The sequence below is a fragment of the Acinetobacter sp. WCHAc010034 genome (assembly GCF_001696615.3).
GTDB lineage: Bacteria > Pseudomonadota > Gammaproteobacteria > Pseudomonadales > Moraxellaceae > Acinetobacter.
The window spans coordinates 3,484,393-3,507,716 of the sequence record NZ_CP032279.1 but is presented as its reverse complement, the minus strand read 5'-3'; the positions used below and the strand labels follow the sequence as shown (position 1 = coordinate 3,507,716).

The 23,324-nt window shown below is 48.2% G+C and carries 23 protein-coding genes; 13 read left to right on the top strand and 10 right to left on the bottom strand.

Translation table 11 applies throughout. The features are described 5' to 3' along the window. Positions 1 to 206: 206 nt before the first annotated feature. Together lptA and BEN74_RS18485 are read right to left on the bottom strand one after the other, a co-directional pair. Positions 207 to 704: a lipopolysaccharide transport periplasmic protein LptA gene (lptA, locus tag BEN74_RS18490; protein ID WP_068910867.1), complete on the bottom strand. Its 498-nt coding sequence runs from the start codon at positions 702 to 704 to the stop codon at positions 207 to 209. 169 nt (positions 705 to 873) lie between these two features. Then, on the bottom strand, positions 874 to 1,455 hold the full coding sequence (locus BEN74_RS18485) for a hypothetical protein (protein ID WP_068910866.1): 582 nt from the start codon (positions 1,453 to 1,455) through the stop codon (positions 874 to 876). Between the two features lie 194 nt (positions 1,456 to 1,649). Between BEN74_RS18485 and BEN74_RS18480 the strand changes: the two genes are divergently transcribed. Continuing rightward, positions 1,650 to 2,015, top strand: a complete 366-nt coding sequence (locus tag BEN74_RS18480; protein WP_068910865.1) for a hypothetical protein — start codon at positions 1,650 to 1,652, stop codon at positions 2,013 to 2,015. Positions 2,016 to 2,191: 176 nt separating this feature from the next. Here BEN74_RS18480 and ybaK read toward each other — a convergent pair whose 3' ends face one another. Then, complete coding sequence (ybaK, locus tag BEN74_RS18475) at positions 2,192 to 2,659, bottom strand: Cys-tRNA(Pro) deacylase (protein WP_068910864.1); 468 nt, start codon at positions 2,657 to 2,659, stop codon at positions 2,192 to 2,194. 270 nt (positions 2,660 to 2,929) lie between these two features. Here ybaK and BEN74_RS18470 point away from each other — a divergent pair, with 270 nt between their 5' ends. Genes BEN74_RS18470 through BEN74_RS18445 form a run of 6 tightly spaced genes read left to right on the top strand, consistent with a single transcriptional unit; the run spans position 2,930 to position 8,796 of the window. Beyond that, a complete protein-coding gene (locus BEN74_RS18470; protein WP_068910863.1) occupies positions 2,930 to 3,556 on the top strand; it encodes a CDP-alcohol phosphatidyltransferase family protein in 627 nt (208 codons plus the stop codon). 29 nt (positions 3,557 to 3,585) lie between these two features. Continuing rightward, complete coding sequence (locus BEN74_RS18465; RefSeq protein ID WP_068910908.1) at positions 3,586 to 5,349, top strand: bifunctional alpha/beta hydrolase/class I SAM-dependent methyltransferase; 1,764 nt, start codon at positions 3,586 to 3,588, stop codon at positions 5,347 to 5,349. Between the two features lie 36 nt (positions 5,350 to 5,385). Further along, entirely contained in the window at positions 5,386 to 6,747 is a 1,362-nt protein-coding gene (locus BEN74_RS18460) for a phosphatase PAP2/dual specificity phosphatase family protein (RefSeq protein ID WP_068910907.1), read from the top strand. Continuing rightward, positions 6,744 to 7,187 (top strand): hypothetical protein, encoded by a 444-nt coding sequence (locus BEN74_RS18455; protein WP_068910862.1) that lies wholly within the window; start codon positions 6,744 to 6,746, stop codon positions 7,185 to 7,187. Before BEN74_RS18460 ends, BEN74_RS18455 begins: the two co-directional genes overlap by 4 nt. A gap of 2 nt (positions 7,188 to 7,189) precedes the next feature. Next, a complete protein-coding gene (locus BEN74_RS18450; protein WP_068910861.1) occupies positions 7,190 to 7,855 on the top strand; it encodes a lysophospholipid acyltransferase family protein in 666 nt (221 codons plus the stop codon). Then, a complete protein-coding gene (locus BEN74_RS18445) occupies positions 7,852 to 8,796 on the top strand; it encodes a phosphatidate cytidylyltransferase (RefSeq protein ID WP_068910860.1) in 945 nt (314 codons plus the stop codon). Before BEN74_RS18450 ends, BEN74_RS18445 begins: the two co-directional genes overlap by 4 nt. Positions 8,797 to 8,997: 201 nt before the next feature. Here BEN74_RS18445 and BEN74_RS18440 read toward each other — a convergent pair whose 3' ends face one another. The 6 genes from BEN74_RS18440 to BEN74_RS18415 all read right to left on the bottom strand — a co-directional run bounded on the left by BEN74_RS18440 (position 8,998) and on the right by BEN74_RS18415 (position 15,145). Next, positions 8,998 to 10,167: a cupin domain-containing protein gene (locus BEN74_RS18440; RefSeq protein WP_068910859.1), complete on the bottom strand. Its 1,170-nt coding sequence runs from the start codon at positions 10,165 to 10,167 to the stop codon at positions 8,998 to 9,000. A gap of 121 nt (positions 10,168 to 10,288) precedes the next feature. Beyond that, complete coding sequence (locus tag BEN74_RS18435) at positions 10,289 to 12,175, bottom strand: ATP-binding protein (protein ID WP_068910858.1); 1,887 nt, start codon at positions 12,173 to 12,175, stop codon at positions 10,289 to 10,291. Continuing rightward, positions 12,175 to 12,858: a LuxR C-terminal-related transcriptional regulator gene (locus tag BEN74_RS18430; RefSeq protein WP_068910857.1), complete on the bottom strand. Its 684-nt coding sequence runs from the start codon at positions 12,856 to 12,858 to the stop codon at positions 12,175 to 12,177. The genes BEN74_RS18435 and BEN74_RS18430 overlap by 1 nt, the downstream gene beginning before the upstream one ends. Positions 12,859 to 13,061: 203 nt before the next feature. Beyond that, positions 13,062 to 13,841 (bottom strand): glutathione S-transferase N-terminal domain-containing protein, encoded by a 780-nt coding sequence (locus tag BEN74_RS18425; RefSeq protein WP_068910856.1) that lies wholly within the window; start codon positions 13,839 to 13,841, stop codon positions 13,062 to 13,064. A gap of 114 nt (positions 13,842 to 13,955) precedes the next feature. Then, a complete protein-coding gene (rraA, locus tag BEN74_RS18420; protein WP_068910855.1) occupies positions 13,956 to 14,468 on the bottom strand; it encodes a ribonuclease E activity regulator RraA in 513 nt (170 codons plus the stop codon). 11 nt (positions 14,469 to 14,479) lie between these two features. Next, positions 14,480 to 15,145: an NAD(P)H-binding protein gene (locus BEN74_RS18415; RefSeq protein WP_068910854.1), complete on the bottom strand. Its 666-nt coding sequence runs from the start codon at positions 15,143 to 15,145 to the stop codon at positions 14,480 to 14,482. A 214-nt stretch (positions 15,146 to 15,359) separates the two neighbouring features. On the opposite strand from BEN74_RS18415, the gene rpsT reads away from it, so the two are divergent. After that, positions 15,360 to 15,629, top strand: coding sequence for a 30S ribosomal protein S20 (rpsT, locus tag BEN74_RS18410; RefSeq protein WP_068910853.1), 270 nt, complete (start codon positions 15,360 to 15,362; stop codon positions 15,627 to 15,629). Positions 15,630 to 15,839: 210 nt separating this feature from the next. Next, on the top strand, positions 15,840 to 17,543 hold the full coding sequence (locus BEN74_RS18405; protein ID WP_068910852.1) for a TPR end-of-group domain-containing protein: 1,704 nt from the start codon (positions 15,840 to 15,842) through the stop codon (positions 17,541 to 17,543). Between the two features lie 40 nt (positions 17,544 to 17,583). Here BEN74_RS18405 and mnmG read toward each other — a convergent pair whose 3' ends face one another. Then, on the bottom strand, positions 17,584 to 19,464 hold the full coding sequence (gene mnmG, locus BEN74_RS18400; protein ID WP_068910851.1) for a tRNA uridine-5-carboxymethylaminomethyl(34) synthesis enzyme MnmG: 1,881 nt from the start codon (positions 19,462 to 19,464) through the stop codon (positions 17,584 to 17,586). A gap of 257 nt (positions 19,465 to 19,721) precedes the next feature. Between mnmG and BEN74_RS18395 the strand changes: the two genes are divergently transcribed. The 4 genes from BEN74_RS18395 (at position 19,722) to BEN74_RS18380 (ending at position 23,117) form a co-directional block, all read left to right on the top strand. Further along, positions 19,722 to 20,072 (top strand): hypothetical protein, encoded by a 351-nt coding sequence (locus BEN74_RS18395; RefSeq protein WP_068910850.1) that lies wholly within the window; start codon positions 19,722 to 19,724, stop codon positions 20,070 to 20,072. A gap of 152 nt (positions 20,073 to 20,224) precedes the next feature. Next, entirely contained in the window at positions 20,225 to 21,112 is an 888-nt protein-coding gene (locus tag BEN74_RS18390) for a bile acid:sodium symporter family protein (protein WP_068910849.1), read from the top strand. 192 nt (positions 21,113 to 21,304) lie between these two features. Continuing rightward, a complete protein-coding gene (prmA, locus tag BEN74_RS18385; RefSeq protein WP_068910848.1) occupies positions 21,305 to 22,207 on the top strand; it encodes a 50S ribosomal protein L11 methyltransferase in 903 nt (300 codons plus the stop codon). Between the two features lie 19 nt (positions 22,208 to 22,226). After that, entirely contained in the window at positions 22,227 to 23,117 is an 891-nt protein-coding gene (locus BEN74_RS18380; RefSeq protein WP_068910847.1) for a DUF3426 domain-containing protein, read from the top strand. Positions 23,118 to 23,324 lie beyond the last annotated feature (207 nt).

Here is a 23,324-nt window from a genome sequence, read left to right as displayed (position 1 = left end):
AAAGGAAAAATGAGGCAGTGCAAGCGCTGAAACTTAAGAACGCATAAATGATCTAATTTTACCAAAAGTACAATATATAATTGTTTTTAAAATAGATTATCTATATTTAAAAGATTCTAGAATTTAAAAAATGCCAGCCAACTTCTTAACTGACTGGCATTAGCCTCAAAAGGCAGCTTCAATTAGCATGCAGCGCTCAGCATGCTTTATTTCGGACTATTCGGCGGGATCACTGCGCGGACTCTAGTTTTAGCATCGCCTCTGGCTTCAATCTCTCCAGCCGCCGGCCTATAAATAATAATGGCGCTTTTGAAGCTTTTGCCGAAGCCGCCGCTAATTTCCGCATTTCCTTCCAGCCTAATCTCCTGTTTAGTGGCATCATATATTACGTTTTGCGCGTGGCCTTTGATCCATTCTCCTGTTTGATGGCTCTTTTTTTGAAATTTAACCGGCTGCCCCTTGGCAATAATTTTATCCAATTCCTTATTTTTCTTCTGCTTGAACTGAATTTCACTTCCTTCCAGCTTCATGGAGCCTTGTACTGCTGTAAAGTTTCCCTTGTAGGCGCCTTCACCAGAATTTAAGTTCAGCCCTAATGAATCCCCTGAAAGCTGTATGGGCTGGCTGAAGTCCGGATCATAACTGGCGGAAAATGCCCAATTGGGCGCAGATAAAGCAAAAAGCAGGATCAGATGTTTATGCATTGTTAAAAGTGTTAATAAAAATCATTCGCATCAAATAATACAGTATTTTTAACAGCTTATCCCGAAAATCAAAGCATAAAAGCCATGATATCGGCTGACATGGCTGATTTTATGCTCTTTCCAGTCAAAAAGGGCTATTCGGCTGCTTTTCTGCATAAGCTATGCAGCGCTATTTAATCAGCCTTTTTAAATCCATTAAGGTTAAGAACAGAAATGTGGCAAATATAAAGCCGGACATCAACCCCAGCAGTAAAATGCAATAAGCGATAGCTACAATGCTCTGACTAATATAAAGATTTGATGAAATGGCATGAATAGCAGCATGTCCATAATTAAAAAAGAACCATAGCGCTAACAGCATAATCATGCATGAAGACAAAGCCATTAACTGTTCTTTTCTATATGCCCAGCGGTTAAACTCCAGCTTAATAATTTGCTCTTTATCATCATAAGTTTTTATTAAGGTTTGATCCCAAAATGCAACGACTGGAGCAATGATTTCAAAATTAACAAAATTAGGATTTTTATAGTAATAATCTACAAGTTCATAGGTTACCAACCCACTTCCTGTTAATTTTTGAGCGGCTGAATTCTTCATCGCTCTTTTCCGGTCCGCATCAAAACTTTCATTATTATCAAGCTCAGCGATTTCTTTAAAAAATACTTCCCTGCGGGTTGCGCGTTCTTCAGCTTTTTTAAATTTATCTTTACGGTTAATGAATAATTCTATCGCCTTCATTAAATCAATCATTGCCTCTCCTAAAAAAATCTTGAAAAATATCAATAATTTTATATATCAGCCCAATTATTGATATCATAATAACCTGCAGTTTTAGTCACTGTTTTATAATCAAAAAACTGCACGAAAGCGGTATTACAGCCTATTGCGCTAGGCAATAAATCCAATTCGGCCTAGCAGCGCACTTTAATCAAGAGAAAAGACAAATGAAAAAACTCCTCCTCTTAGCCATTGCATCAGCCTGCAGCGCGGCAGTTTGGGCCTCCCCATCATGTGACCGCCTTGCAAAAATTGCTGATGATAACGGGACAATGTTTGGAACCAAATACAGCTTTGTGGTTCAAGGAAATAAAGGCTTCCGCACCTATTTCCATTCAGCGCCATCAAATCAATGCAAGATCAAAAATCTATTTGTAATACCGAAGGACTCGGTGATTGCATACCAGGAGTTCAAAAATGAAAATCAGACTTGGCTTTATGTCATGTACATTGACAAGAACGGCAATGACACATCCGGCTGGGTTAAAGCGCGAGATTTCAAAGTTTCCGGCTCTTTAAGCCCTGCCCGGTAATTAACCTGCAAGCAAGATATAGCCTTATGGAAAAATGGATCATTTTTGCAATGAATTCAACCTTAAGGCTCTAATTCTGTACTGTTTTACGCTTATTTTGATCCAGAATAAAAAGTGAGCAATGATGCAAGCAGCATTAAAACTTATACTTGCATCTATGCCGTTAAATAAGCTGATTATTCATCAATAATATCAGCAAAGCTGGCGCCCAAAACCTGCGCTAAATCCTGCGGCTTTAAGCCAATATCCAAGCCGCGCTTGCCGCCGCTGACATAGATTTTTGCCAAGCTTTCCGCAGAAGCGTCAATCACGGTCTTTAAGCGCTTCTTCTGCCCGACTGGACTGATGCCGCCCACCAGATAGCCGGTTAAGCGTTCAGCATCTTTCGGGTCTGCCATATGCAGCTTTTTACAGCCAACGGCAGACGCGACTTTTTTCAAATTCAGCTGATGGTTTACTGGAAGCACAGCAACAAAATAATTTTTATCATCGGTGACCATGAGCGTTTTAAACACTTCTTCAACCGCCAAGCCTAATTTTTCAGCCGCTTCCAGGCCAAAACTTTTGGCGGCCGGGTCATGCTCATATTCATGAATGGAAAATTCAATTTTGCGGGATTTTAACAGTTTACTAGCGGGCGTCATTTCTTCTCAGCATTTACACGGCAATGCCGGCATTATATGCCTTTCATTGCCGATTTTGCAGCGCTTGACGGATTCAGTGGTTTTAATTCACTGGTTTTAAGCTGCGCATGCCCTATAGTTCAAGTCCATATTGCGCATAATTTCCGGTAAAGTCCGGAAAATATAACGCGTACATTTTAAGCCTGAAAAACAGCGGAAAATAAATACAATTGAAAACAGCGGAGAAAAGCGTTTAAAATCCATGCAAAATCAGACGCTAAAATAAAGACAATGCCTTCTATTTACCAATTAAAGCCTGCATTTCAAAATTTATTGCGTCCATTGGTCAAAGCGCTGTACCGCATGGGCGTAAGTGCAAATGCAGTGACGCTGAGCGCCATGTTCATTTCAGTGGGGCTGGCTGCCGGCCTGTATGCTTATTACCTGACGCATGCAGTCAATTGGCTGATCCTGCTGTTTCCCTTGTGGATGCTGCTGCGTATGGCCTTTAACGCCATCGATGGCATGCTGGCGCGCGAGTTTCAGCAGCAGTCCAAGCTGGGCGCTTTCTATAATGAACTCTGCGACATCATTTCCGATACCGCGCTGTATCTTTGCCTGATTGCCTTCAGCGCTGTGCAGAATGAACTGCTGCTGCTGGCGGCTTTCCTTGCCATTTTAGCGGAATATGCCGGGGTAATGGCGCCCTTGGTGGGTCAGGAGCGGCGCTATGATGGCCCGATGGGGAAAAGCGACCGCGCCTTCTGGTTCAGCCTGATCTGCATTATTTTACTGGCGCAGCACTGGTTTGCATTTTCAGCGCAGCTGCTGTTTTACCTCTGCAGCGGCTTGCTTGCGCTGATTAACCTGCTGCTCTGCCTTACCCTCTATAACCGGATTAAAAACAGCTTGAAATAATTTTATTACTTTTAAACATGGGATTACCGATGCATAACAATAATCAGCACACCTTTAAAACGCATGACGGCACTGAGCTGTTTTACCAGCATTGGCGCAGCACCGCGTCCAAATCAAAAACCAGAAAGGCGATTCTGCTGTTTCACCGCGGCCATGAGCACTCCGGCCGCATGGCGCACTTGGTCGAAGAGCTGCAGCTGCCTGAGTTTGACTTTTTCGCCTGGGACGCCCGCGGCCACGGCGAGTCTCCCGGCGAACGCGGCGACGCGCCGAGCTTCTCCGCCTGCGTCAAGGACATTCAGTACTTTGTACAGCATATTCAGCAGCGCTATAACATTGATTCTAAAAATATTGCCGTGGTTGCGCAAAGCGTTGGCGCGGTCATGGCCGCTACGTGGGTGCATGACTATGCCCCTAAAATCCGCGCGCTTTGCCTAGCCTCTCCCGCCTTTGACATTAAGCTGTATGTGCCTTTTGCCAAACCCGGCTTAAGCGTCCTGAGCCAGCTCAAAGGCAATTTTTTCATTAACAGCTATGTCAAAGCCAAAATGCTGACCCATGATAAAGAACGCGCGCAAAGCTACGGCACCGACCCGAAAATTGCCCGGGCGATTTCCGTGCGCATGCTGCTGGGGCTGTACGCCGCCTCAAAACGCATTGTCGATGATGCGCAAAATATTTATGTGCCGACGCAGGTGCTGAGTTCAGGTTCAGATTTTGTGGTGCATCAGAAACCGCAGTGGGACTTTTATCAAAAACTGCCGCATCCGCATAAAGAATTCCATATCTTAGACGGCTTTTACCATGACACTTTAGGTGAAAAGCAGCGCGGGATTGCCCTGCAGAAAATCCGCCGCTTTATCGTGCAATGCTTTGCCAAGCCGTATCAGGCGCCGAATGTGCTGCATGCCGACAAAATTGGCGCCAGCTGCGCCGTGGCGGAAAACCTTAGCGCAGCGCTGCCGCCGAAATCCATCAGGCAGTCTTTTTGGGCGCTGACTAAAAAGAACCTGAAAATTGGCAGCCTGCTGTCGCAAGGGCTGAAAATTGGCGAAGAAACCGGCTATGACTCCGGCAGCACGCTGGATTTCGTCTACCGCAATCAGGCTGAAAGTGCAAACCCTATCGGCAAGATTATTGACCGCCAATACCTGAATGCTATTGGCTGGCGCGGCATACGGGTGCGCAAGCAGAATATTGAAGCGCTGCTGAACAAATACGCGAAGGTCTTGCTGGAACAGGGCAAAGCGCTGAAGATCATGGATATCGCTGCAGGCCATGGGCGCTATATTTTAGATGCAGCAGCGCAATTGCCTCAGCGTCCAGCCTCGATTTTGCTGCGTGACTACAGCCCGGTGAATGTCAAGGCCGGCCAAGCCCTGATTGCTGAGCGCGGACTGCAGGATATTGCGCAATTTGCCGAAGCGGACGCCTTTAATGCTGAATCTTTGGCCCATGTCGAACCAAAGCCGAATTTGGCGGTGGTTTCCGGACTGTATGAGCTGTTCAATGATAATGATCTGCTGCGCCAGTCGCTGCAAGGCCTGAGCCAAGCGGTAGAAGACGAAGGCTATCTGATTTATACCGGTCAAATTTGGCATCCGCAGCAGGAATTCATCGCCCGCGCGCTGACCTCTCACCGCGCAGGCAATGCATGGGTGATGCGCCTGCGCTCTCAGGCGGAAATGGATGCGCTGGTGGAAGAAGCCGGCTTTCAGAAGATCGATCAATGCATTGATGACTTCGGCATCTTTACCGTTTCCGTAGCGAAAAAATTAAAAAGCAAGCCCTAAGCGGCCTATCCATAATTCATCATGAAAGAGGTCTGCATGCAGGAACTGACTCGGCAAAGCGGCACATGGCGATGGGGGCTGCTCTGCCTGCTGTTTCTTGCGCCGCTGTTTTTTTTAAGTTACGGCTTCGCCAACCAGTATGCCGCAGGGCTGGCCGAGGTTCCCGTGATGGTTTTTAGCTGGGAAAAGCATATTCCGCTCTGGCCTTGGACGATTGTGCCTTACTGGTCAATTGACCTGTTTTATGGCCTGTCGCTGCTGCTGTGCTGGAATAAATTTGAACTGCGCCAGCATGTATTGCGCCTGTTAGCGGCGCAATTGATTTCAATCAGCTGCTTCCTGCTGTTTCCGCTGAAATTCAGCTTTGAACGGCCTGAGCTGCAGGGCTTCTTCGGCTTATGGTTTGATGTGCTGATGGGCTTTGACAAGCCGTTTAATCAGGCGCCCTCGCTGCATATTGTCCTGCTGATCATCCTGTGGGATTTTTACCGGCGCCATGCGCCCGGCCGCTGGAAGCTTGTTGCCGATATTTGGGCATTCCTAATCGGCTTATCGGTGCTGACCACATGGCAGCATCACTTTATTGATATTCCGACAGGGCTATTGGCCGGCGCGCTCTGCCTCTGGCTGTTTCCAGTTACGGCAAAAGCGCCTTGGCGCAATAACCGCCTCTCGCGCACCGAGCCGAAACACTTCAAACTGGCGCTTTACTATTTAAGCGCTGCCATGGTTTTGGCGCTGGCCGCCTATTTCATCCGCTCATGGGCTTTATGGCTGCTGTACCCCGCTGCCAGCCTGTTCATGGTCAGCAGCGCTTATGCGCTGAACCGCCCGCATTTTTTTCAAAAGCAGGCCAACGGCAGAATGACTGCAGGCGCTTGGCTGCTATTCGCGCCTTATTTCTGTTTTGCATGGCTGAACAGCCGGTTTTGGACCCGCAGGCATCCGGAAGATTCCAAGATCATCCGCATTGAAAGCGCTGAAATTTATTTGGGCCGGATTCCAAACGCAAGCCATGCGCAGAACTATGCTGCGCTGTTTGATGCCTGTGCAGAGCTTCCCGTGCAGGCGGACTGCGCTTACCGGCAGTTCATCAGCCTGGACCTTATGCCTCTGCAGGCGGCTCAATTGGCGGAGGCAGCCCTGCAGTTTCAGCAGCTGTTCGGATCGCTGGATAATTCTTCAGGCCAAGCGCAAAAGCTGCTGATTTTCTGCGCCTTGGGCTACTCCCGCAGCAGCGCCATTTTAGCGGCGTGGCTCATGCAGCAAGGCCATGCAGAATCCGCAGCGCACGCTGTTTCGCTTGTTCAGTCCGCGCGGCCGTGGGTGGTCATCAGAGCGCCGCAAATGCAGCAGCTGGAAAGCTATCAGCGCCAGTTAAAAGGGCTTGCGCCATGAAAATGAATTTTACAGTGCTGAGCAAACTGCTGCAGTCCACGCGCGGGCTGCTGCTGTCAGGCTATGCAGCCTTTGCGTTCAGCTTTATTCTCCTGCTGCAGCCCAATTCACCCGGCCTGTACCGCTTTTCCGCGCTGCTTTTCTGCGTGCTGCTGCTGGCTGCGCATCATTACCTTTCCATGCGGGTGCTGTTCGATGCCCGGCTGCTGGACGCCTTAGCGCAGTCTGAACAGCCGCTGCATGAAATCACCGCAGATTTAGACCAAAGCTTAATTCAGCTCAAGCTGATGCCTCAGGCGAAAGCCGGCCGCGGCTGGACTGAGCGCTTTCAGGGCTGCATCCGGCTGTTTAAAGCGCAAGCCTGTCTGCTGTTTATGCAGTATCTTGTCCTAATGTGCTTAGCATTTTGGACTTTAACAATACATCATCAGGCCATTTGACCATGCCGCAGACCGAAAGAAAGCCCAACTTACTGTCCCGATCCTGCGCCCGCTTTATCGCATTTCTAACCCGGCGCGGCGCTCGCCTGCTGACTGGCGCGCGCAGCCTGTGGGTCGGGTGCCGGCCGGAAATGAAGCAGCGGATTTACTACGCCAATCACAACAGCCATATCGACTTTATTTTGCTGTGGTCATCTTTGCCCCGGCATATCCGCTGCCGGACCCGCCCAGTTGCCGCCTCAGATTACTGGCTGAAAGACGGTTTGCGGCGCTTTTTAATTCAGGATGCTTTTTCCGGCGTCACCATACGGCGCAGCGGCGGGAACGGCGAAGACCCGTTGCAGCCGGTAAAAGCGGTGCTTGCCGAAGGCTATTCGATTATTTTTTTCCCGGAAGGCACGCGCAATTTAAATGATGATGTTGAGCTGCTGCAGTTTAAAAGCGGGCTTTACCATCTTAAGCAGCAGTTTCCAGACGTTGAAATTATTCCGGTGTGGATTTCCAATTTAAAGCGCGTCATGCCCAAAGGCGCTTTGGTTCCGCTGCCGCTGCTGTCCACCGTGATCTTTGGCTGTCCATTAGACAGGCAGCTGATGCAGGATAAAGCTGAATTTCTGCAGTATGCGCAAAGCGAATTGCTTAAATTAAAAGAGGTTGAATATCAATGAATTTAACCAATCTGCAGATGACCTATCTGCTGTTCGGCATTTTTGCAGCTATTTTAGTGATTGCCTCAAGCATTGGGCATATTTTAAAGCGCAAAGCCGGGCTGAAGCCTGCGCCGGTCATTGACAATTTAAACGCGCGCATCAATGCATGGTGGGTCATGCTGCTGGTTTTAGGCACAGCCATTCTGATCGGCAAAATCACATTCATCATCCTGTTCGGCCTGATTTCCCTGTTTGCCTTGCGCGAATTTATCAGCCTGCTGCCGACACGGCGCGGCGACTATTTTCCGCTGCTGATCGCGTTCTATTTTGTGATTCCCTATCAGTATTATCTGGTCTACATCGACTGGTATGGCCTGTATTCTATCTTCATCCCGCTGTACGTGTTTTTACTGATCCCAATTGCCACGCTCAAGCAGGAAGACACCACCTTTTTTTTAGAGCGCAGCGCTAAAATTCAATGGGGGCTGATGGTTTGCGTATTCTGCATTTCCCATGTCCCGGCACTGATCAATTTGAAGCTTCCGGGCTTTCAGGGCGATAAAATCTGGCTGGCGCTCTGGCTGATTATGGTGGTGCAGACCTCTGATGTGCTGCAGTATGTCTGCGGAAAATTATTCGGCAAGCATAAGGTCGCGCCGGTTCTGTCGCCGTCAAAAACCATTGAAGGCTTAATTGGCGGGATTGCCCTTGCCACAGCCTTAGGCGTGGCAATGTCTTGGCTGACGCCGTTCAGCTACTGGCAGGCTGCGCTGATCGGCTTTATTGTTTGCATCTTCGGCTTTTTTGGCGGGCTGGTGATGTCCGCCATTAAGCGCGACCGCGGCGTAAAGGACTGGGGGCAGCTGATTCACGGGCACGGCGGCATGCTGGACCGGATTGATTCCATCTGCTTCTCTGCGCCTATTTTCTTTCATATTCTGCGCTACTGGTGGTCATAGCCTGCGCATTTAAAAGCAGCTGGCCTTAATGCTTTAAAACAGCGCTAAGCAATTGATAAAGCAAGTATGCTGATATGAAAAAACCTGAGCCGTTATGATTAAAATACTTGCTTGCGCTTATATTTTAACTTTACAGGCTCAGGTTTTCTTTTAAATCAGGCTATGCCGCAGCAAGCCTTCTTTTACAATGCCCTGCAGGGTTTATTCATCCGCTTCAGCTGGAAGCAGCATCAGCACGGAGTCATTCAGCAGCTGCGCAATATCTTCCAGAATCTCCTGATCAAACAGCGCTTCATCCAAAGCAATCGGCTGGCCATCCGCCAGCTGCTTCAGATGCGGCGCAAACTGCTCGGAAATGCAGATGCCTTCGCCGTTGGCCCAAAACAGCAGCGCATCGTCCTGATCGGTATACAGCAGGCGCGATGCAGGCTCCAGCATCAGCTGATAGCCCTGCTCCAGCGCTTCTTCCAGATCGCCGGCGCCAATTTCTTCTGCTTCTGGAATATTTTCCGGATATTTCGGCTCAGACATCAGGCTCATAATGGCGTCTTCCAGCATCGTCGAATTCTGCAATTGTTCAAACAGTTTTGCTTTCAGATATTCCAGCTCATTCTGGCTGATTTGCCCAATCGGGCTTTGCTGATCACGGATGATGTCCGCCAGCGGGTTTTTCAGCAGCTGATCATCCGAAAATTTGTCGCTGACGCGGTCCATCATTTCCGTAATATTTGGCATGCGGAAACCGAAAGAAAAAGTCAGGCACTCATCTTCCGCAACGCCGTAATGCGACAGGCCCGGCGGCACATACAGCAAGTCGCCCGGCGCCAGCACTTCATCAAAATTCACGTCCATGTCCGGCAGCAGGCGCAGCGGCTGCCCGGCAACGAATTCGGTTTCCGCATCGCACATCTGCCCCAGCTGCCAGCGGCGGCGGCCATAGCCCTGCACCAAAAACACATCATAGAAGTCAAAATGCTTGCCGACTGAACCGCCTTTAGGCGCATAGGACACCATAATGTCATCGCGGCGCCATTGTGGAATGAAGGAAAATTTCTTCCAGAGTTCCGCAAGGTCAAAGGAATAATGATCGACTGCCTGCACCAGCAGCGTCCAAAGCTTCGGCATTTTCTGAAAATCGCCCTTAATCAGCGGAGAAGACTTTACTGTCCACTGATCCGGGTCTTTGTCTTTCTGCTTGATCAGGCGCGCGCTGATGTGCTCTTCCAGCGCTAGCTCCATCACATCATCCGGTTCAAGCAGGCCGGCAATTTCCGGCAAGGCATTGCGCACCAGCAAGGGTTTTTTCTGCCAGTATTCGGCCAGAAACTGCTCGGCGGAAATGCCGCCTAAAATATCTATGGATTGGGACATAAGAAAAACTACGCATTAAATTTTGCGTATTGTCCCTTGAGATGCCAATCGGCGCAAGTTTAGGGCCTGGAAATTCGGCCTCTTCCTTATTTTTTCCGTACAGCGCGCTGCAGCTTCCGCATCATGACGGTTTTAAATTGATGATGGCCTGAATCACGGTTTCACCCTTAGCTGAGCTGATATTCAGCTGGCCGCCCATGCGCTCTACCCGGGTTTTCATGCTGCGCATGCCAATGCTCATGCCATTCTGCTTGACGCAGTCCGCATCAAAGCCGACGCCGTTGTCCTGAATCACCAGCTCCAGCTGATGCGGGCCGGTAAAATCCATCCTGACCTGCACATGCGTGGCCTGGCTGTGCTTCAGCACATTGGTCAGGCTTTCTTCCAGCACCCGGATCAGATTCAGGCACTGCAACGCAGACGGTTCCGCCTCCCACTGCGGCGCAAAGCGCCATGCAGCATGAATATCCAGCTCATCCATCAGCTGGCTGAAACGGTGGCGCACCGGCGCGGCCCAAAGAATCGGCGATGCAGGAATTTTATCATCCAAGGCCGAACCGCTGTCAATAATCTGGCGCAGGTCATCGCGCAGCAGCTTCAGCATCGACAGAAACTGCTGATTTGGAATGTTCTTCTCACACTGATCCACTAAAATCATCGAGCGCACAATGGACGCGCCCAAGCCGTCATGCAGATCATGCGACAGCTTAATGCGCTCCTGCAGGCGCGCATTGAACAGCGCCAGGCGGTGCTTGTCATTTAGGCTGGAACTTAAATCCAGACTCACCTGCTGCACCTTGGTCGACAGCTCATCATTAAACTGCTCAATCTGCTTAATGCTCTTGTTCAGCCGCGCGCCCAAAATCACCACAATAAACAGGGTAATCAGCGGTGATGTATAAGGCGATAAAGGCCCGATTTCATGGCTTTCGCCTGTATAAGTTCTATACACATCAAAAACCGCGAAAAATACAATTGCAGTCATGCAGACTGCCAGGAAAATATAGTCCGAACGCTTCGCCTTAACAGACACCCAGCACAAATACAGATACACCAGCAGAAAAACGCCGCAGTAAAAGAGGAAAACCGTGCCGAACAGCGGCCTCATCATGCCCAGAGAAACGCTCCATATGCTCAGAATGCAGACGGCCGTCAGCAGCAGCATGGCGCGTTCCAGCTTGGGTTTGCGCACCGAAATAAAGCGCAGCAGGTAAGTGCAGAAACACAGAATATACAGGATAAAAAAGCATAAGTTGGCCCGGGATGCCGCCAGTGAGTTTGGAAATGGCGCGGTTTCTGCCGCCAGCACATGGGAAGTAAAGAAAATCCACAGCAGCGAACTGAGGGCAAACCAGCCAAAACTGCTTTCCGAGCGGCGGAACAGCCAGATCACCAAGCAGATAATACCTAAAACACCTGAAAGAATGATGTTGATTTGAAATAAGGTGCGGGTATTCCAGATTTTCTGCTGCTGCGCCGCATTGGCTTGCATCACGTTATTAAAGCTGATTTTGCCGATGCCCGCGCTCTGCACTGCATAGCCGTAAACATAAATCAGGATTTCATTGCTGCCGTTTTCCAGCCCGGAAATGGGCATGACCCACAACCTTGGCATATTCCAGCTTTTAGACAGCGGCTCCTGCAGATGCCGGTCACTCCACAGCATATCGCCATTTAAAAAAACGGCGCCGGCAGAGTTGATATAGTCCAGTGAAAATACGATTGGCTCAGCCAGGCGCGCATCGTTTTTGCACTGCCATGTCCATTCCAGCTTGTACCATGCGCCGCCTGAATAATCCGGCCATGTCATATCCCAGCGGTCCGGCAGCATTTTAACCGCTTCCCAGCCGGCCTGCGGCAGCTGCAGGTTGGAGTCGGTCTTGACTTTAGAAATGCTGTTCAGGTCAACCCGGCATTGATCATTGATGTCGTAGGAAGTAAATGCATAGCTGAAGGTGCTGGCGAAACAGCAGAACATGATGAGCCATGCATATTTCCACCGGCGCATTACAGGATTCCCAGTGACCGCGCAGCGCTGACCGCTTTTGTCCGCTTGGTAACCGACAGTTTTCGGTAAATATGCTTAATGTGGCTTTCCACTGTATAGCGCGAAACAAACAGCTGTTCCGCAATTTCACGGTTGCTCAGGCCCTGCGCAACCAAATTCAGTATTTCCTTTTCCCGCGCGGTCAGCAGGCTGGGTTCAGCCTCTGAACTTTGCGGCGCAATAACAGTGTCTTCATGCTCAGAGGCGGCAATCTGCCGGAGAATCTCACGCGCAATAAAGGGGTCAATCGGCGCGCCGCCACGCAAAATGCTGCGGATTGACAGCAGCACCTCCGCGTCATCGCGCTCTTTCAGCACATAGCCGGTCGCGCCGGCCTTAATGGCGCCAAACAGGCTTTCCTGAGTGCTCCATGCCGAAATCACCAGTATCAGCGCATTGCTGTCCGAAACGCGGATCTTTTCAATAATTTCAATACCGTTGCCGTCCGGCAGCCCCAAGTCAATCAGGGCCAGCGAGATAGGCTGCTGTTCCAGAAAAGCAAACGCTTCCTTTACGTTTTTAGCAAAAAGCAGGACGTCATTGGCATAGCCCAGATCAGTTAAAATTTTCCGCAATCTGAGCTGGATAATTTCCTCATCCTCAACCACCAGAACCGGTACCGGCAAAATTGCTTCCAATGCCATCGCCTGCCTTCTCCTTAACTAAATTTTCTTAGCTTAATCAGATCTATACCCGCAGGATATCCCTAGAATTAAGTATATTTATACAGTTATACACCTTAAAGCCGGAAAAGCGAGTTCATTTAGGGCAATTTAGACCAAATGCTTCAAGGCCTTGCGGACGGGCGCTGCAGCCCCTGCACAGCAGCGCCGGATTTTTCCGCTATCTATTTTCCATACTGCTGCTGGAGGTATTTCACAATTTCCGCCGACTCAAACATGCTGACGCCGGTATTCGGATCAACCAGATAAGGCACCTGCAGGTTATCGCCCATAACCATTAAAATCCGTTCACGCTTGCCGCCCGCCAGCGGCGCATACTTGCCCGGCTTCAGGCGCAGCGCCGCCAAGCCCTGATCCTGCCAGCGCTCTTTGGCTGCATTGTGAAATTTAAACGGCAACTCCAATTCTGTCAGTACGCCGCGGACAATGCGGGTATAAGGGCTGGCTTCAAAGCCCCACAGCTCAAGCAGCTGCGGCGGCGCTTCACGGTTTAAAATGTTCTTATTCACCCAAACGCCGCGCGCGCCATTCAGAATTGTTCCGGCAAAAGCCGCCACAGGTATTTTAGGATAGCGCGCATACTTTTTCGGGGTTGTTCCGGTTTTGCCGTAATGCCTGAACAGGTGGTGAATGATGGCCTGCGACTCATACAGCTGGTCGCCGGTATTTTCATCGACTAAAAAAGGAAACTGCTTTTTCCCGCCCAGCTGCTTCATTTCCTGACGGTAGCGCTGGCCGCCTTTGGGACAAGGATACACCTCATAGTCCAAGTTCAATGTGGTCAGCACTTCGCGCACGCGGCGGCAAAAAGGCGATCCTTCAAACTCATACAGCTTTAAGGCTTTTTCCGGCTGCTGAGGATAAGGCGTACCGCTGGCGCCGCGCCCGCCCTCCGCAATTGCGGAAAGAAAAGCCTGCGCGACTTTAATTCGATGATGCAGCATGGTTGTGTCCCTCTTTTAGTTTTGCTTAGTTATTCATTATTGTTCAATATCCGGCGCATCAGCCGGCTAAAACCGCTGGCTGATGCATCTGAGTCCGGCTTGCAGTTCTGCGGCTTAAAGCGCAGCCAGCGGCTCTTTTGCAATGACAATGCCATTATTGTCTGCATACACATAATCGCCTGAGTTGATGCTGACCCCGCCAAAATTCAGCTGAATATCGGTTTCCCCAGCGCCCTTGCGGTTGCTCTTCTGCGGAATAGCCGCCAAGGCATGCACGCCTAAATCCAATTCGGCAATGGCGTCGACATCGCGCACGCAGCCGTAAATAATCACGCCATTCCAGCTGTTTTTTACGGCAGATTCAGCAATTAAGTCGCCCATCAACGCGCAGCGCATAGACGCGCCGCCATCAACCACCAGCACTTTGCCTGCGCCTTCAGATGCCAGCAGCTCCTTCACGCGGGAGTTATCCTCAAAGCATTTTACGGTAACGGCCTGCCCGCCAAAGCTTTTGCGGGCGCCATAGCTTTTAAAGAATTTTCCATCCAGTGACGGCGTCACCACCTGCAGGTCTTTTTCCGGGTTATCATCCAGCAAATCACAAGTTACAAAAGGCACGGTAGACACGTATCTCTCCCTCAATCGGTTTTTTGTATGCGTAAATTATCATAAATCTGAAATTTTTCAGTTTGCGCAGCCGCTGCATCGACCATAGTATGAGCCACTTGGGCTGCTGTCACTGGCTTATATTTAAAACTGTCCGGCACCAAATGCGAAAAGCGCTGGTACAGCGTCTGCACGGCGTCCTCCAGCGTTCTCTGCTGCTGGCGCTGCCCCAGCAGCAGGGAGGGCCGGATAATTGATGTCCGGTACAAGGACAGGCTTTTCACATAATATTCCAGCTCGCCTTTAACCCGGTTGTAAAAAAACGGCGATTTAGCGTCTGCCCCTAAAGCGCTGAGCAAAATAAAGTGCGTTTCCATGCTTTCCAGCAATTCCGCAAAATGCGCATTGATAGTGAAATCGGTATTATAAAATTTTTCTTTTGAACCCGCCTGCTTCATGGTGGTGCCCAAACAGCTGAAGGCATGGGTATAGCCGCTGACATCCTGCTCATTCAGCAGCAGGAAATCGTCCAGCTCAAATTGCTGGACTTTTTCCAGCTGGTTAAATTCTTCATCACGCTTCCTGACCACGGCGGTAATATTGGCACAATTTTCATTCCGGCTCAGCTGGCGAACCAATTCCCTGCCGACTAATCCGGTTGCCCCAATTACAATTGCATTTTCTATAAATTTAATCATTTTTTATACAATCTCCCGGCTATCGGACTAATCTAACGTTTTCTTTGAGATTTTTCTGCATCTAAAATGTTGTCAAAGCATGTCAAGACTTGACTTCGAAGCATAGTTTAATCAGAATATGGCACTTGTTTACGGGCTGGGTATAGTTCTTCTGATGTTGGTTTTCAGTTGAGTTGCAGCCCGCCCAGACCAATCTAATTCAAGGAGTGCACGAGTGGCAAACTCTGCTCAAGCTAAAAAACGTGCCCGTCAAAACGTTAAAGCACGTAAACACAACGCAAGCTTGCGTTCTATGGTTCGTACTTACATCAAACGTACAGTAGCTGCTATCGCTGCTGGTGACTATGCAGTTGCATCTGAAGCTTACAAAACAGCTGTTCCAGTAATCGACCGCATGGCTGATAAAGGCATCATCCATAAAAACAAAGCTGCTCGTCATAAGAGCCGCTTGAACGCGCAAGTTAAAGCTTTAGCTGCTAACTAATCGCAAAATAAAAAAAGCCCTTTTAGGGCTTTTTTTATGCTTAAAATCTAGTAAGGATAAAATAAACAGAGCCTCTCCTGCCTGACACAAAACTATACCCACAATTAAAATAGTATGTTGCAATATAACTTTGAAAAATATTAAAAACTCGTTCAAAAATAATATTTTTCCAAATACAATCTAGAGATTATTCATACTGATATAAATAAAATGAGCTTTACAGTACAAGAAGTCGCACAGCTTTTAAAACAAGCCAAAGAAAATGAAAAACCATATGTATTCTTTACAGGTGCTGGTTGCTCCGTGAGAGCAGATGTTCCAACCGCAACAGAATTCATTCAAGAGATTTGTAAAAAATTTCCAATCCAAGTCAAAAATATTGACCCTGAAAAAGACAAATATAATTATGGCAAATATATGTCTGCTTTAGATAAATCTGAGCGTAGGGAATTACTTAAGCCACATATTATAGACAATAAAAAAATCAATTGGGCGCATATTGCGCTCGCTTGTCTTATGCAAGGAGGATATATCCAACGTGTTCTAACATTTAATTTTGACAGCATACTGTCACGTGCTTGTAATCTGCTTGGCTTACACCCTTCGATTTATGATTTTGCAACCGCCAATCCACATCTTTATCATTTGATTAATGATCCGTCTATTGTTCACTTGCATGGGCAAGGTACAGGATTTGTTCAACTGAATACTCAAGAAGAAACACTAAAACATACCGAACAATTAGGTGATTTTATTGCTTCAACATTAAATTCCAATCCAAGTTTATTTATTGGTTATAGTGGAAACGCAGACGAATTTTTCCCCCTACTCGAGAAAAAATATTCAGAACAACATCGTTTAATTTGGACAGGAAGAAAAGAGAATATTGATCTACTTGAAGTAGAGCCAGTTAAAGGTTTTTTAAAAAAGAATAATAATTTAACACATTACATTGGTAGCATTGATGCTGATGACTTCTTAATCCAACTAGCAAAAGAACTTGAATATTTTCCACCAGAACTTTTTTCAAATCCTTATAGGTTCCTAGACCAACAACTTGAAAATATCCAACCTTACCCACTGGGAGATGGATTAGATATCCTTGAGAATTTGACTGGATATCTAAAAGAACAAGCTGAAAAGCCATTAAATAAAAGCTTATATACCGCTGTTATCCACAAATACCCAAATAAAGAATCAACAAAAGGACTTACTGAAAAAGCTATTAATGACATTATGTGGGCATATGACCAACAGGCTCACTACTTGAAGAGTCAAGATAAATTTGAGGAAAGCCATAAAGTTTATGATCAAGCTTTAGCAATATCAGCACGTCATTATGGTTGCCTACATAATTACGCATTAAGTTTAGCTACTTATGCAAATATCAAATCAGATCAAACTCTCTTTGAAAAAGCATTTGATCTTAATGAGCAAGCTTTTAAACTTCAACCTAGTAACGCTGATAATCTTGGTAACTATGCCCTTGCTCTTTCAAATTTAGCTAGAATCAATCAAGATGAACTTCTATTTGAAAAAGCCTTTGAGCAATTTCAAATGACTTTAAAAATACTACCGAATCATGCAGGCTATCTGAATAATTATGGTGTCGTACTTGCAGATTTGGCTAAATTAAAAAATGATGAAAACCTATTTAACAATGCTTTTGAGCAATATCAAAGTGCTTTAAAAATACAGCCTAATCATACTTACAATTTGGCATGTTACTACTCGATAAAGAATAATAAAGAACTCTGTAAAGAGAATCTTCTGCATGCCGTGGACCATAATACCCTCCCGTCAAGTGAACATCTAAATGAAGATAAAGACTTAGATAATGTAAGAACTGAACAATGGTTTATTGACCTCCTTGAACGCTTAAAAGAAAAAGAACAAAAGGACGAGGCTGCCTAAATAAAAAAACCCGCTTGCGCGGGCTTTTCAAGCTTCACACTTAGGCGGATTTCTTCGCCTGCGCATTCTTGCGGATGGTAATCATCACCAGCTGAACCGCTGCCGGCGTTACACCCGGAATACGGCTGGCCTGCGCCAATGTTTCAGGGCGAACTTCTTTCAATTTCAGCGTAATCTCACGCGACAAACCTGAAACTGCATCATAAGCAAAATCTGCAGGAATGCGGGTTTCTTCCAAACGCTTCATCTGCGCCACATCTTCCTGCTGGCGGTTGATGTAGCCTTCGTATTTCACTGCAATTTCAATCTGCTCGCCGACAAATGCAGACACTTCTGAATCAGTCAGCTCAGCAATTTGCGCAAAGTTGATGTTTGGACGCTTCAGCAGATCAATTGCCGAACATTCTTTAGACAGGTCAGCGCCGGTCATTTCCACAAACTTTTTACCCATCGGGTTATTTGGCGCAGCCCAAAGATGCTGCAGGCGGGCTTTTTCAGTTTCTACCGCTTCCATTTTTTCACAGTACGCTGTCCAGCGCTCATCATCCACCAGCCCCATTTCACGGCCAATGGCAGTTAAGCGCTGATCTGCATTGTCTTCACGCAGCATCAGGCGGTATTCCGCGCGTGAAGTAAACATGCGGTACGGTTCTTTGGTGCCCAAGGTGATCAGGTCATCCACCAGAACACCCATGTAGGCTTCATCGCGCTTCGGCGTCCACTGCTCCTGATCCCATGCGCGGCGCGCAGCATTCAGGCCGGCAAGCAGGCCTTGCGCGCCCGCTTCTTCATAGCCGGTCGTGCCGTTAATTTGGCCTGCAAAGTACAGGTTATTGATGGCTTTGGTTTCTAAAGAGAATTTCAGCGCCTGCGGGTTGAAGTAGTCATATTCAATCGCATAGCCCGGACGCAGGATGTGCGCATTTTCCATGCCTCGGATTGAACGCACCAGCTCAAACTGCACATCAAACGGCAGTGAAGTTGAAATGCCGTTTGGATACAGTTCATGCGTATCCAAGCCTTCAGGCTCCAGGAACACCTGATGCGAATCTTTATCGGCAAATTTATGGATTTTGTCTTCAATCGACGGGCAGTAGCGCGGGCCCACGCCTTCAATGACGCCTGTATACATCGGCGAACGGTCTAAGCCGCCGCGGATGATGTCATGCGTGCGCTCATTGGTATGCGTAATGTAGCAGTTCACCTGCTCCGGATGCATCGAAGCATCGCCCATGAAGGACATGGTCGGCGACGGGAAATCGCCCGGCTGAGGAGTCATCACGGAAAAATCTACTGAACGCGCATCAATCCGCGGCGGCGTGCCGGTTTTCAGGCGGCCGACCGGCAAATTTAATTCGCGCAGGCGGGCAGCCAATGAAATTGAAGGCGGATCGCCCGCGCGGCCGCCACTGGATTTTTCCAAGCCGACGTGAATCACGCCGCCCAGGAATGTGCCTGTCGTCAATACCACCGTTTTCGCATCAAAGCGGATGCCCATTTGCGTCACGACGCCTTTAACGGTATCGCCTTCCACAATCAGGTCATCAGCCGCCTGCTGGAAAATATCCAAGTTGGCCTGATTTTCCAAAGTGTCGCGGATGGCGGCTTTATAGCGCACGCGGTCAGCCTGCGCGCGGGTTGCGCGCACCGCCGCGCCTTTGCGCGAGTTCAGAATGCGGAACTGAATGCCGCCTTTATCGGCAGCCAGCGCCATTGCGCCGCCCAGCGCGTCAATTTCACGCACAAGGTGCGATTTGCCGATGCCGCCGATGGCCGGGTTGCAGCTCATCTGCCCTAAAGTCTCAATGTTGTGAGTTAAAAGCAGCGTCTGTCGGCCCATGCGCGCCGCAGCCAGCGCCGCTTCAGTACCCGCGTGACCGCCGCCGATAACAATGACATCGTAAACTTTAGGATAATGCATAGTGGTATTGAGAGAGTTGAAAAATAATGACCAAGTATTATAGCAAAACTTCATGCATAAGTTGACAGAATAAGTCGATTTTATTGCGATTTGCCTAGCACAGCGGTTTTCATCCGGCAATCTTTTGCCGTTAAGAATTGCATATTTAAGCAAAATGAAACAATTTTAAAGTAAAAGTTACCTGATCAATGTTGCTTTATTTTGCTTATTTTTTATCCTGTTAGATAGGCCCGTTAGAAACCATAAGGACAACAATCATGCATAAGAATGTCATTCTGTCATCGATTCTCTGCGGTTTATGTTTAGCGCCATTTGCAGCCTCTGCAAATGACAAAGTTGAAACGGTTTACAATGCTCAAAAATATCAGCAAGTCTGCAAAGGCAAATCACAAGGCGCGCCGGTCAGCTTTGCTTACCGAGGCATTATCTGGAACGGCACATGCGAACCGCAGTTCTTCGCGTCCGGCAAACATGCCATGATTAAAGGCGATGAAGCCGAACTCTATTCAGCTTGCGACAGCGACACCGGCGTAAAATCGGTCACCATTGACGGCATGGAAGTTAAAGGCAAATGCGCCTTAGGCTTTGAAGCGCCCCGCCCTAAATAATTCCCTGCGTTACGGCGGCTTAACCGCCGCCCCACTGTTGCAAAAAGCGGGCCAGACAATGTTTTGCCCGCTTTATTTATTGCTTATTTAAAAAACTGGTTTACACTCAAAATACGCCTAATTAAGGACGAAAATAAAAAAAAGGATATTCCATGGATTCGGGGTTATTTGCTTTTTTTCTGCCCGTAACACTGGCCCTGATGATGATGGGTCTGGGCTTAGAGCTTTCTGTTAAAGACTTCATGCGCGTCGGGCGCTACCCTAAAGTAGTCTTTCTGGCGCTTTTCACCCAGCTGATTATTTTAGTTTCAATCGCTTTCCTGATCTGCAAAGTGCTGAACCTACCGCCTTTGCTCGCCGTCGGCCTGATGCTGCTGGCCGCTTCGCCGGGCGGGCCGACAGCCAACCTGTTCAGCTATATCTATAAAGGCGATGTGGCGCTGAACATCACCCTGACCGCCATCAATTCAGTACTCTGCACATTTACCCTGCCTTTTATTGTCAATCTATCCCTGCTGCATTTTTTAGGTGAAAAAACCGCAATCGGCATGCCGGTCGAAAAAATCGCGCAGGTCTTCCTGATTATCCTGATTCCCGTATGCCTTGGCATGCTGCTGCGCTCTGCAGCGCCGGCGCTTGCCTATCAGCTGAACCGGCCCATGCGCCTGCTGTCAGCGTTCTTTTTAGCGTCCATTTTTATTTACGCGCTGTTTAAGGAAAAAAACAATGTCGTGCTGTATTTCGCCGATGTCGGAATCGCCACAGCCATCTTCTGCTTTTCCAGCCTGTTTATCGGCTATCTGGTGCCGCATCTGGCCAGAATTCCTGAAAAGCAGGCGCGCGCCTGCACCTTTGAGATCGGCATTCACAATACCGCCATTTCCATGACCATTGCGCTGTCGGTTTTATCCAATACCGCCATTGCTATTCCTGCCGGCGTATATTCCCTATTTATGTACATTTTCGCCATGTTTTTTGGCTTTATCCTAACCCGCAAAGGCGGCCATTTAATGACAGGCGCGGAAACTTCCAAAATTTAACCCGCCGCTGCGGATCAGGCTTTTCCGGTCAATGCGCCCTTTGCCGCGTACCGGGGAGAGCGCGCTTTAAGCATCCGCCACAGCCAGCGCTTTTGCGCATCCTTTATTTTCAGCGTTCGGGCAATAAGCTATAGGCGCTGAATGCCGAGTTCCGCTACAATAGCCTTTTACATAACAATTTAGGTTCTTCCCGTGAAGTGGTTACAAATTCATATTACTGTTGATCAAGCGCAAGTCGATTACACCGAAACCCTGCTCAGCTCTATGGGCGCAGTCAGTGTAACTTTGGATGATGCTGAGAATCAGGAACTGCTGGAACCGCTGCCGGGTGAAACTCCGCTTTGGAACAAAGTCATTGTGACCGGCATCTATGCGCAGGAAGACGGCGAAGAAATTGACGTGGCGGCATTGGAAACCTTTATTCAGGCGCAGCTGCCTGGAGCACCCTTGCGCAGCGAGCTGATTGAAGATCAGGAATGGGAACGCACCTGGATGGACGCCTATGAGCCGATTCAGATTGCGGAAAAATACTGGATTGTTCCTGAATGGATGGAAGCGCCAGAACCTGACGCAGTGAACATTAAGCTGGATCCGGGCCTGGCTTTCGGCACAGGCAACCACGCCTCAACTTTCCTTTGCCTTCAGTGGCTGGGCAAAACCGATGTTAAAGATAAAGTTGTGATTGATTACGGCTGCGGTTCAGGCATTTTAGGCGTGGCGGCTTTGCTGCTGGGCGCTAAAAAAGTCTATGCCACCGACATTGACCCGCAGGCGGTTCATGCCACAAAACAGAATGCCGAACTGAATGGCGTGCTGGAAAATCTGTATGTCGGCCTGCCGGAAGAGTTCAATGAAGCCTTCAAAGGACAGCAGGCGGACATCCTGATTGCAAATATTCTGGCCGGCCCGCTTATGGAGCTTGCGCCTGAGTTCGCAGCTTTGGTTAAATCTGAGGGAGAGTTCGCACTTGCGGGCGTCATCGAAGAACAAGTTGCTGATGTTTCTAGCATTTACTCAAAATATTTTGATATATTAGAGGTCGAACATCGTGAAGAACACTGGTGCCGGATCTCAGGAAAGCGCCAAAAGCATTAACAGATTACCTTAAGCACTTATGAGCAATAAACAGACATTCTGCCCAACTTGTTCCACCACCTACAAAGTAACGGTCACTCAGCTGACCATTGCTCAGGGCATGGTTTGCTGCCCTAAGTGCTCAACATCGTTCAATGCCTTAAGCTATTTAGTTGCAGATAAAGCCTCTGCGGCCCATGCTGCAGCTGAACCGCAGGCTGCAGACGCCGTTTTTTCGCCTGCAGCTCAAATTGACCTTTCAAGATTCAGCTTTGAACAGGCGCCGGCGCAAAGCTGCATTGAGCAGCCGCGCGGGCTGCTGGACCTTTTTGAAGATAAAGTTGAAAACTCCAATATTGACCTGAAAACCTATTTAAACAATCTGAACTATTTCAGCACAGAACCGATTGGCAACTTTCCGGCGCTGAACTGGACAGACAAAGCCGATACCGAGAAAAAGCGCAGCGTGCTGAACTACGCAGCCTGGACTGCGGTGAATTTCCTGCTGATCGGCACTTTACTGTTCCAGTTTTTCTGGTTCAATCCGCAGTATTTGAAAAACAGCCCGGTTATGGGCGCTTCGTTTAATGCCGTCTGCGAAGTTTTCAACTGCTCCAAGCTTGAAGCGCATTACAATTTAATCAGCACCAAAAAAGTAAAAGTCCGCGCAATTTCCAAAAATGAAGTGGAATTCAGAGGCCAGCTGATCAACTACCATGACCGCAGCCTGGCCTTGCCGCTGATCCGTGTCGAGCTCAAAGAGCATGGCGCGGTATTTGCAACCTACACCCTGCAATATCAGCAATATTTAACCGAGAGCCTTGCCGGCATTCAACGCATTCCGACCAACAGCCCGTTCAAATTCAAATTCAGGCTCCCTGTCGACCGCAAAAGCTTCGACAGCTACAATTTAGAAATAATTCATCCATAAGATTGAAAAAAACTATTAAAAACTGCAAAAAAATTAAAAAAAAATGCAGTTTTCTTGCTCACTTTTTCTAAGACAATGGTATGATACGCGCCACGAAAGCTTTGCACTGCAAACTCCTCACTAATTTTTCACAAAAAATACGATCCCGCCAAATGCGCTTTAGATGATATTGCGTATTGAGCAGATTTTTTTGTTTGATTTTGGCCT

What these genes read in the sequence shown, in the direction of transcription:
- BEN74_RS18395 (WP_068910850.1), top strand. Translation starts at nt 19,722, where the DNA reads ATGCATAAGAATGTCATTCTGTCATCGATTCTCTGCGGTTTATGTTTA.
- ybaK (WP_068910864.1), bottom strand. Translation starts at nt 2,659, where the DNA reads ATGACGCCCGCTAGTAAACTGTTAAAATCCCGCAAAATTGAATTTTCC.
- BEN74_RS18470 (WP_068910863.1), top strand. Translation starts at nt 2,930, where the DNA reads ATGCCTTCTATTTACCAATTAAAGCCTGCATTTCAAAATTTATTGCGT.
- lptA (WP_068910867.1), bottom strand. Translation starts at nt 704, where the DNA reads ATGCATAAACATCTGATCCTGCTTTTTGCTTTATCTGCGCCCAATTGG.
- BEN74_RS18480 (WP_068910865.1), top strand. Translation starts at nt 1,650, where the DNA reads ATGAAAAAACTCCTCCTCTTAGCCATTGCATCAGCCTGCAGCGCGGCA.
- BEN74_RS18405 (WP_068910852.1), top strand. Translation starts at nt 15,840, where the DNA reads ATGAGCTTTACAGTACAAGAAGTCGCACAGCTTTTAAAACAAGCCAAA.
- BEN74_RS18440 (WP_068910859.1), bottom strand. Translation starts at nt 10,167, where the DNA reads ATGTCCCAATCCATAGATATTTTAGGCGGCATTTCCGCCGAGCAGTTT.
- BEN74_RS18485 (WP_068910866.1), bottom strand. Translation starts at nt 1,455, where the DNA reads ATGATTGATTTAATGAAGGCGATAGAATTATTCATTAACCGTAAAGAT.
- BEN74_RS18435 (WP_068910858.1), bottom strand. Translation starts at nt 12,175, where the DNA reads ATGCGCCGGTGGAAATATGCATGGCTCATCATGTTCTGCTGTTTCGCC.
- mnmG (WP_068910851.1), bottom strand. Translation starts at nt 19,464, where the DNA reads ATGCATTATCCTAAAGTTTACGATGTCATTGTTATCGGCGGCGGTCAC.
- BEN74_RS18425 (WP_068910856.1), bottom strand. Translation starts at nt 13,841, where the DNA reads ATGCTGCATCATCGAATTAAAGTCGCGCAGGCTTTTCTTTCCGCAATT.
- BEN74_RS18430 (WP_068910857.1), bottom strand. Translation starts at nt 12,858, where the DNA reads ATGGCATTGGAAGCAATTTTGCCGGTACCGGTTCTGGTGGTTGAGGAT.
- BEN74_RS18445 (WP_068910860.1), top strand. Translation starts at nt 7,852, where the DNA reads ATGAATTTAACCAATCTGCAGATGACCTATCTGCTGTTCGGCATTTTT.
- BEN74_RS18390 (WP_068910849.1), top strand. Translation starts at nt 20,225, where the DNA reads ATGGATTCGGGGTTATTTGCTTTTTTTCTGCCCGTAACACTGGCCCTG.
- BEN74_RS18465 (WP_068910908.1), top strand. Translation starts at nt 3,586, where the DNA reads ATGCATAACAATAATCAGCACACCTTTAAAACGCATGACGGCACTGAG.
- BEN74_RS18415 (WP_068910854.1), bottom strand. Translation starts at nt 15,145, where the DNA reads ATGATTAAATTTATAGAAAATGCAATTGTAATTGGGGCAACCGGATTA.
- BEN74_RS18460 (WP_068910907.1), top strand. Translation starts at nt 5,386, where the DNA reads ATGCAGGAACTGACTCGGCAAAGCGGCACATGGCGATGGGGGCTGCTC.
- BEN74_RS18380 (WP_068910847.1), top strand. Translation starts at nt 22,227, where the DNA reads ATGAGCAATAAACAGACATTCTGCCCAACTTGTTCCACCACCTACAAA.
- BEN74_RS18455 (WP_068910862.1), top strand. Translation starts at nt 6,744, where the DNA reads ATGAAAATGAATTTTACAGTGCTGAGCAAACTGCTGCAGTCCACGCGC.
- BEN74_RS18450 (WP_068910861.1), top strand. Translation starts at nt 7,190, where the DNA reads ATGCCGCAGACCGAAAGAAAGCCCAACTTACTGTCCCGATCCTGCGCC.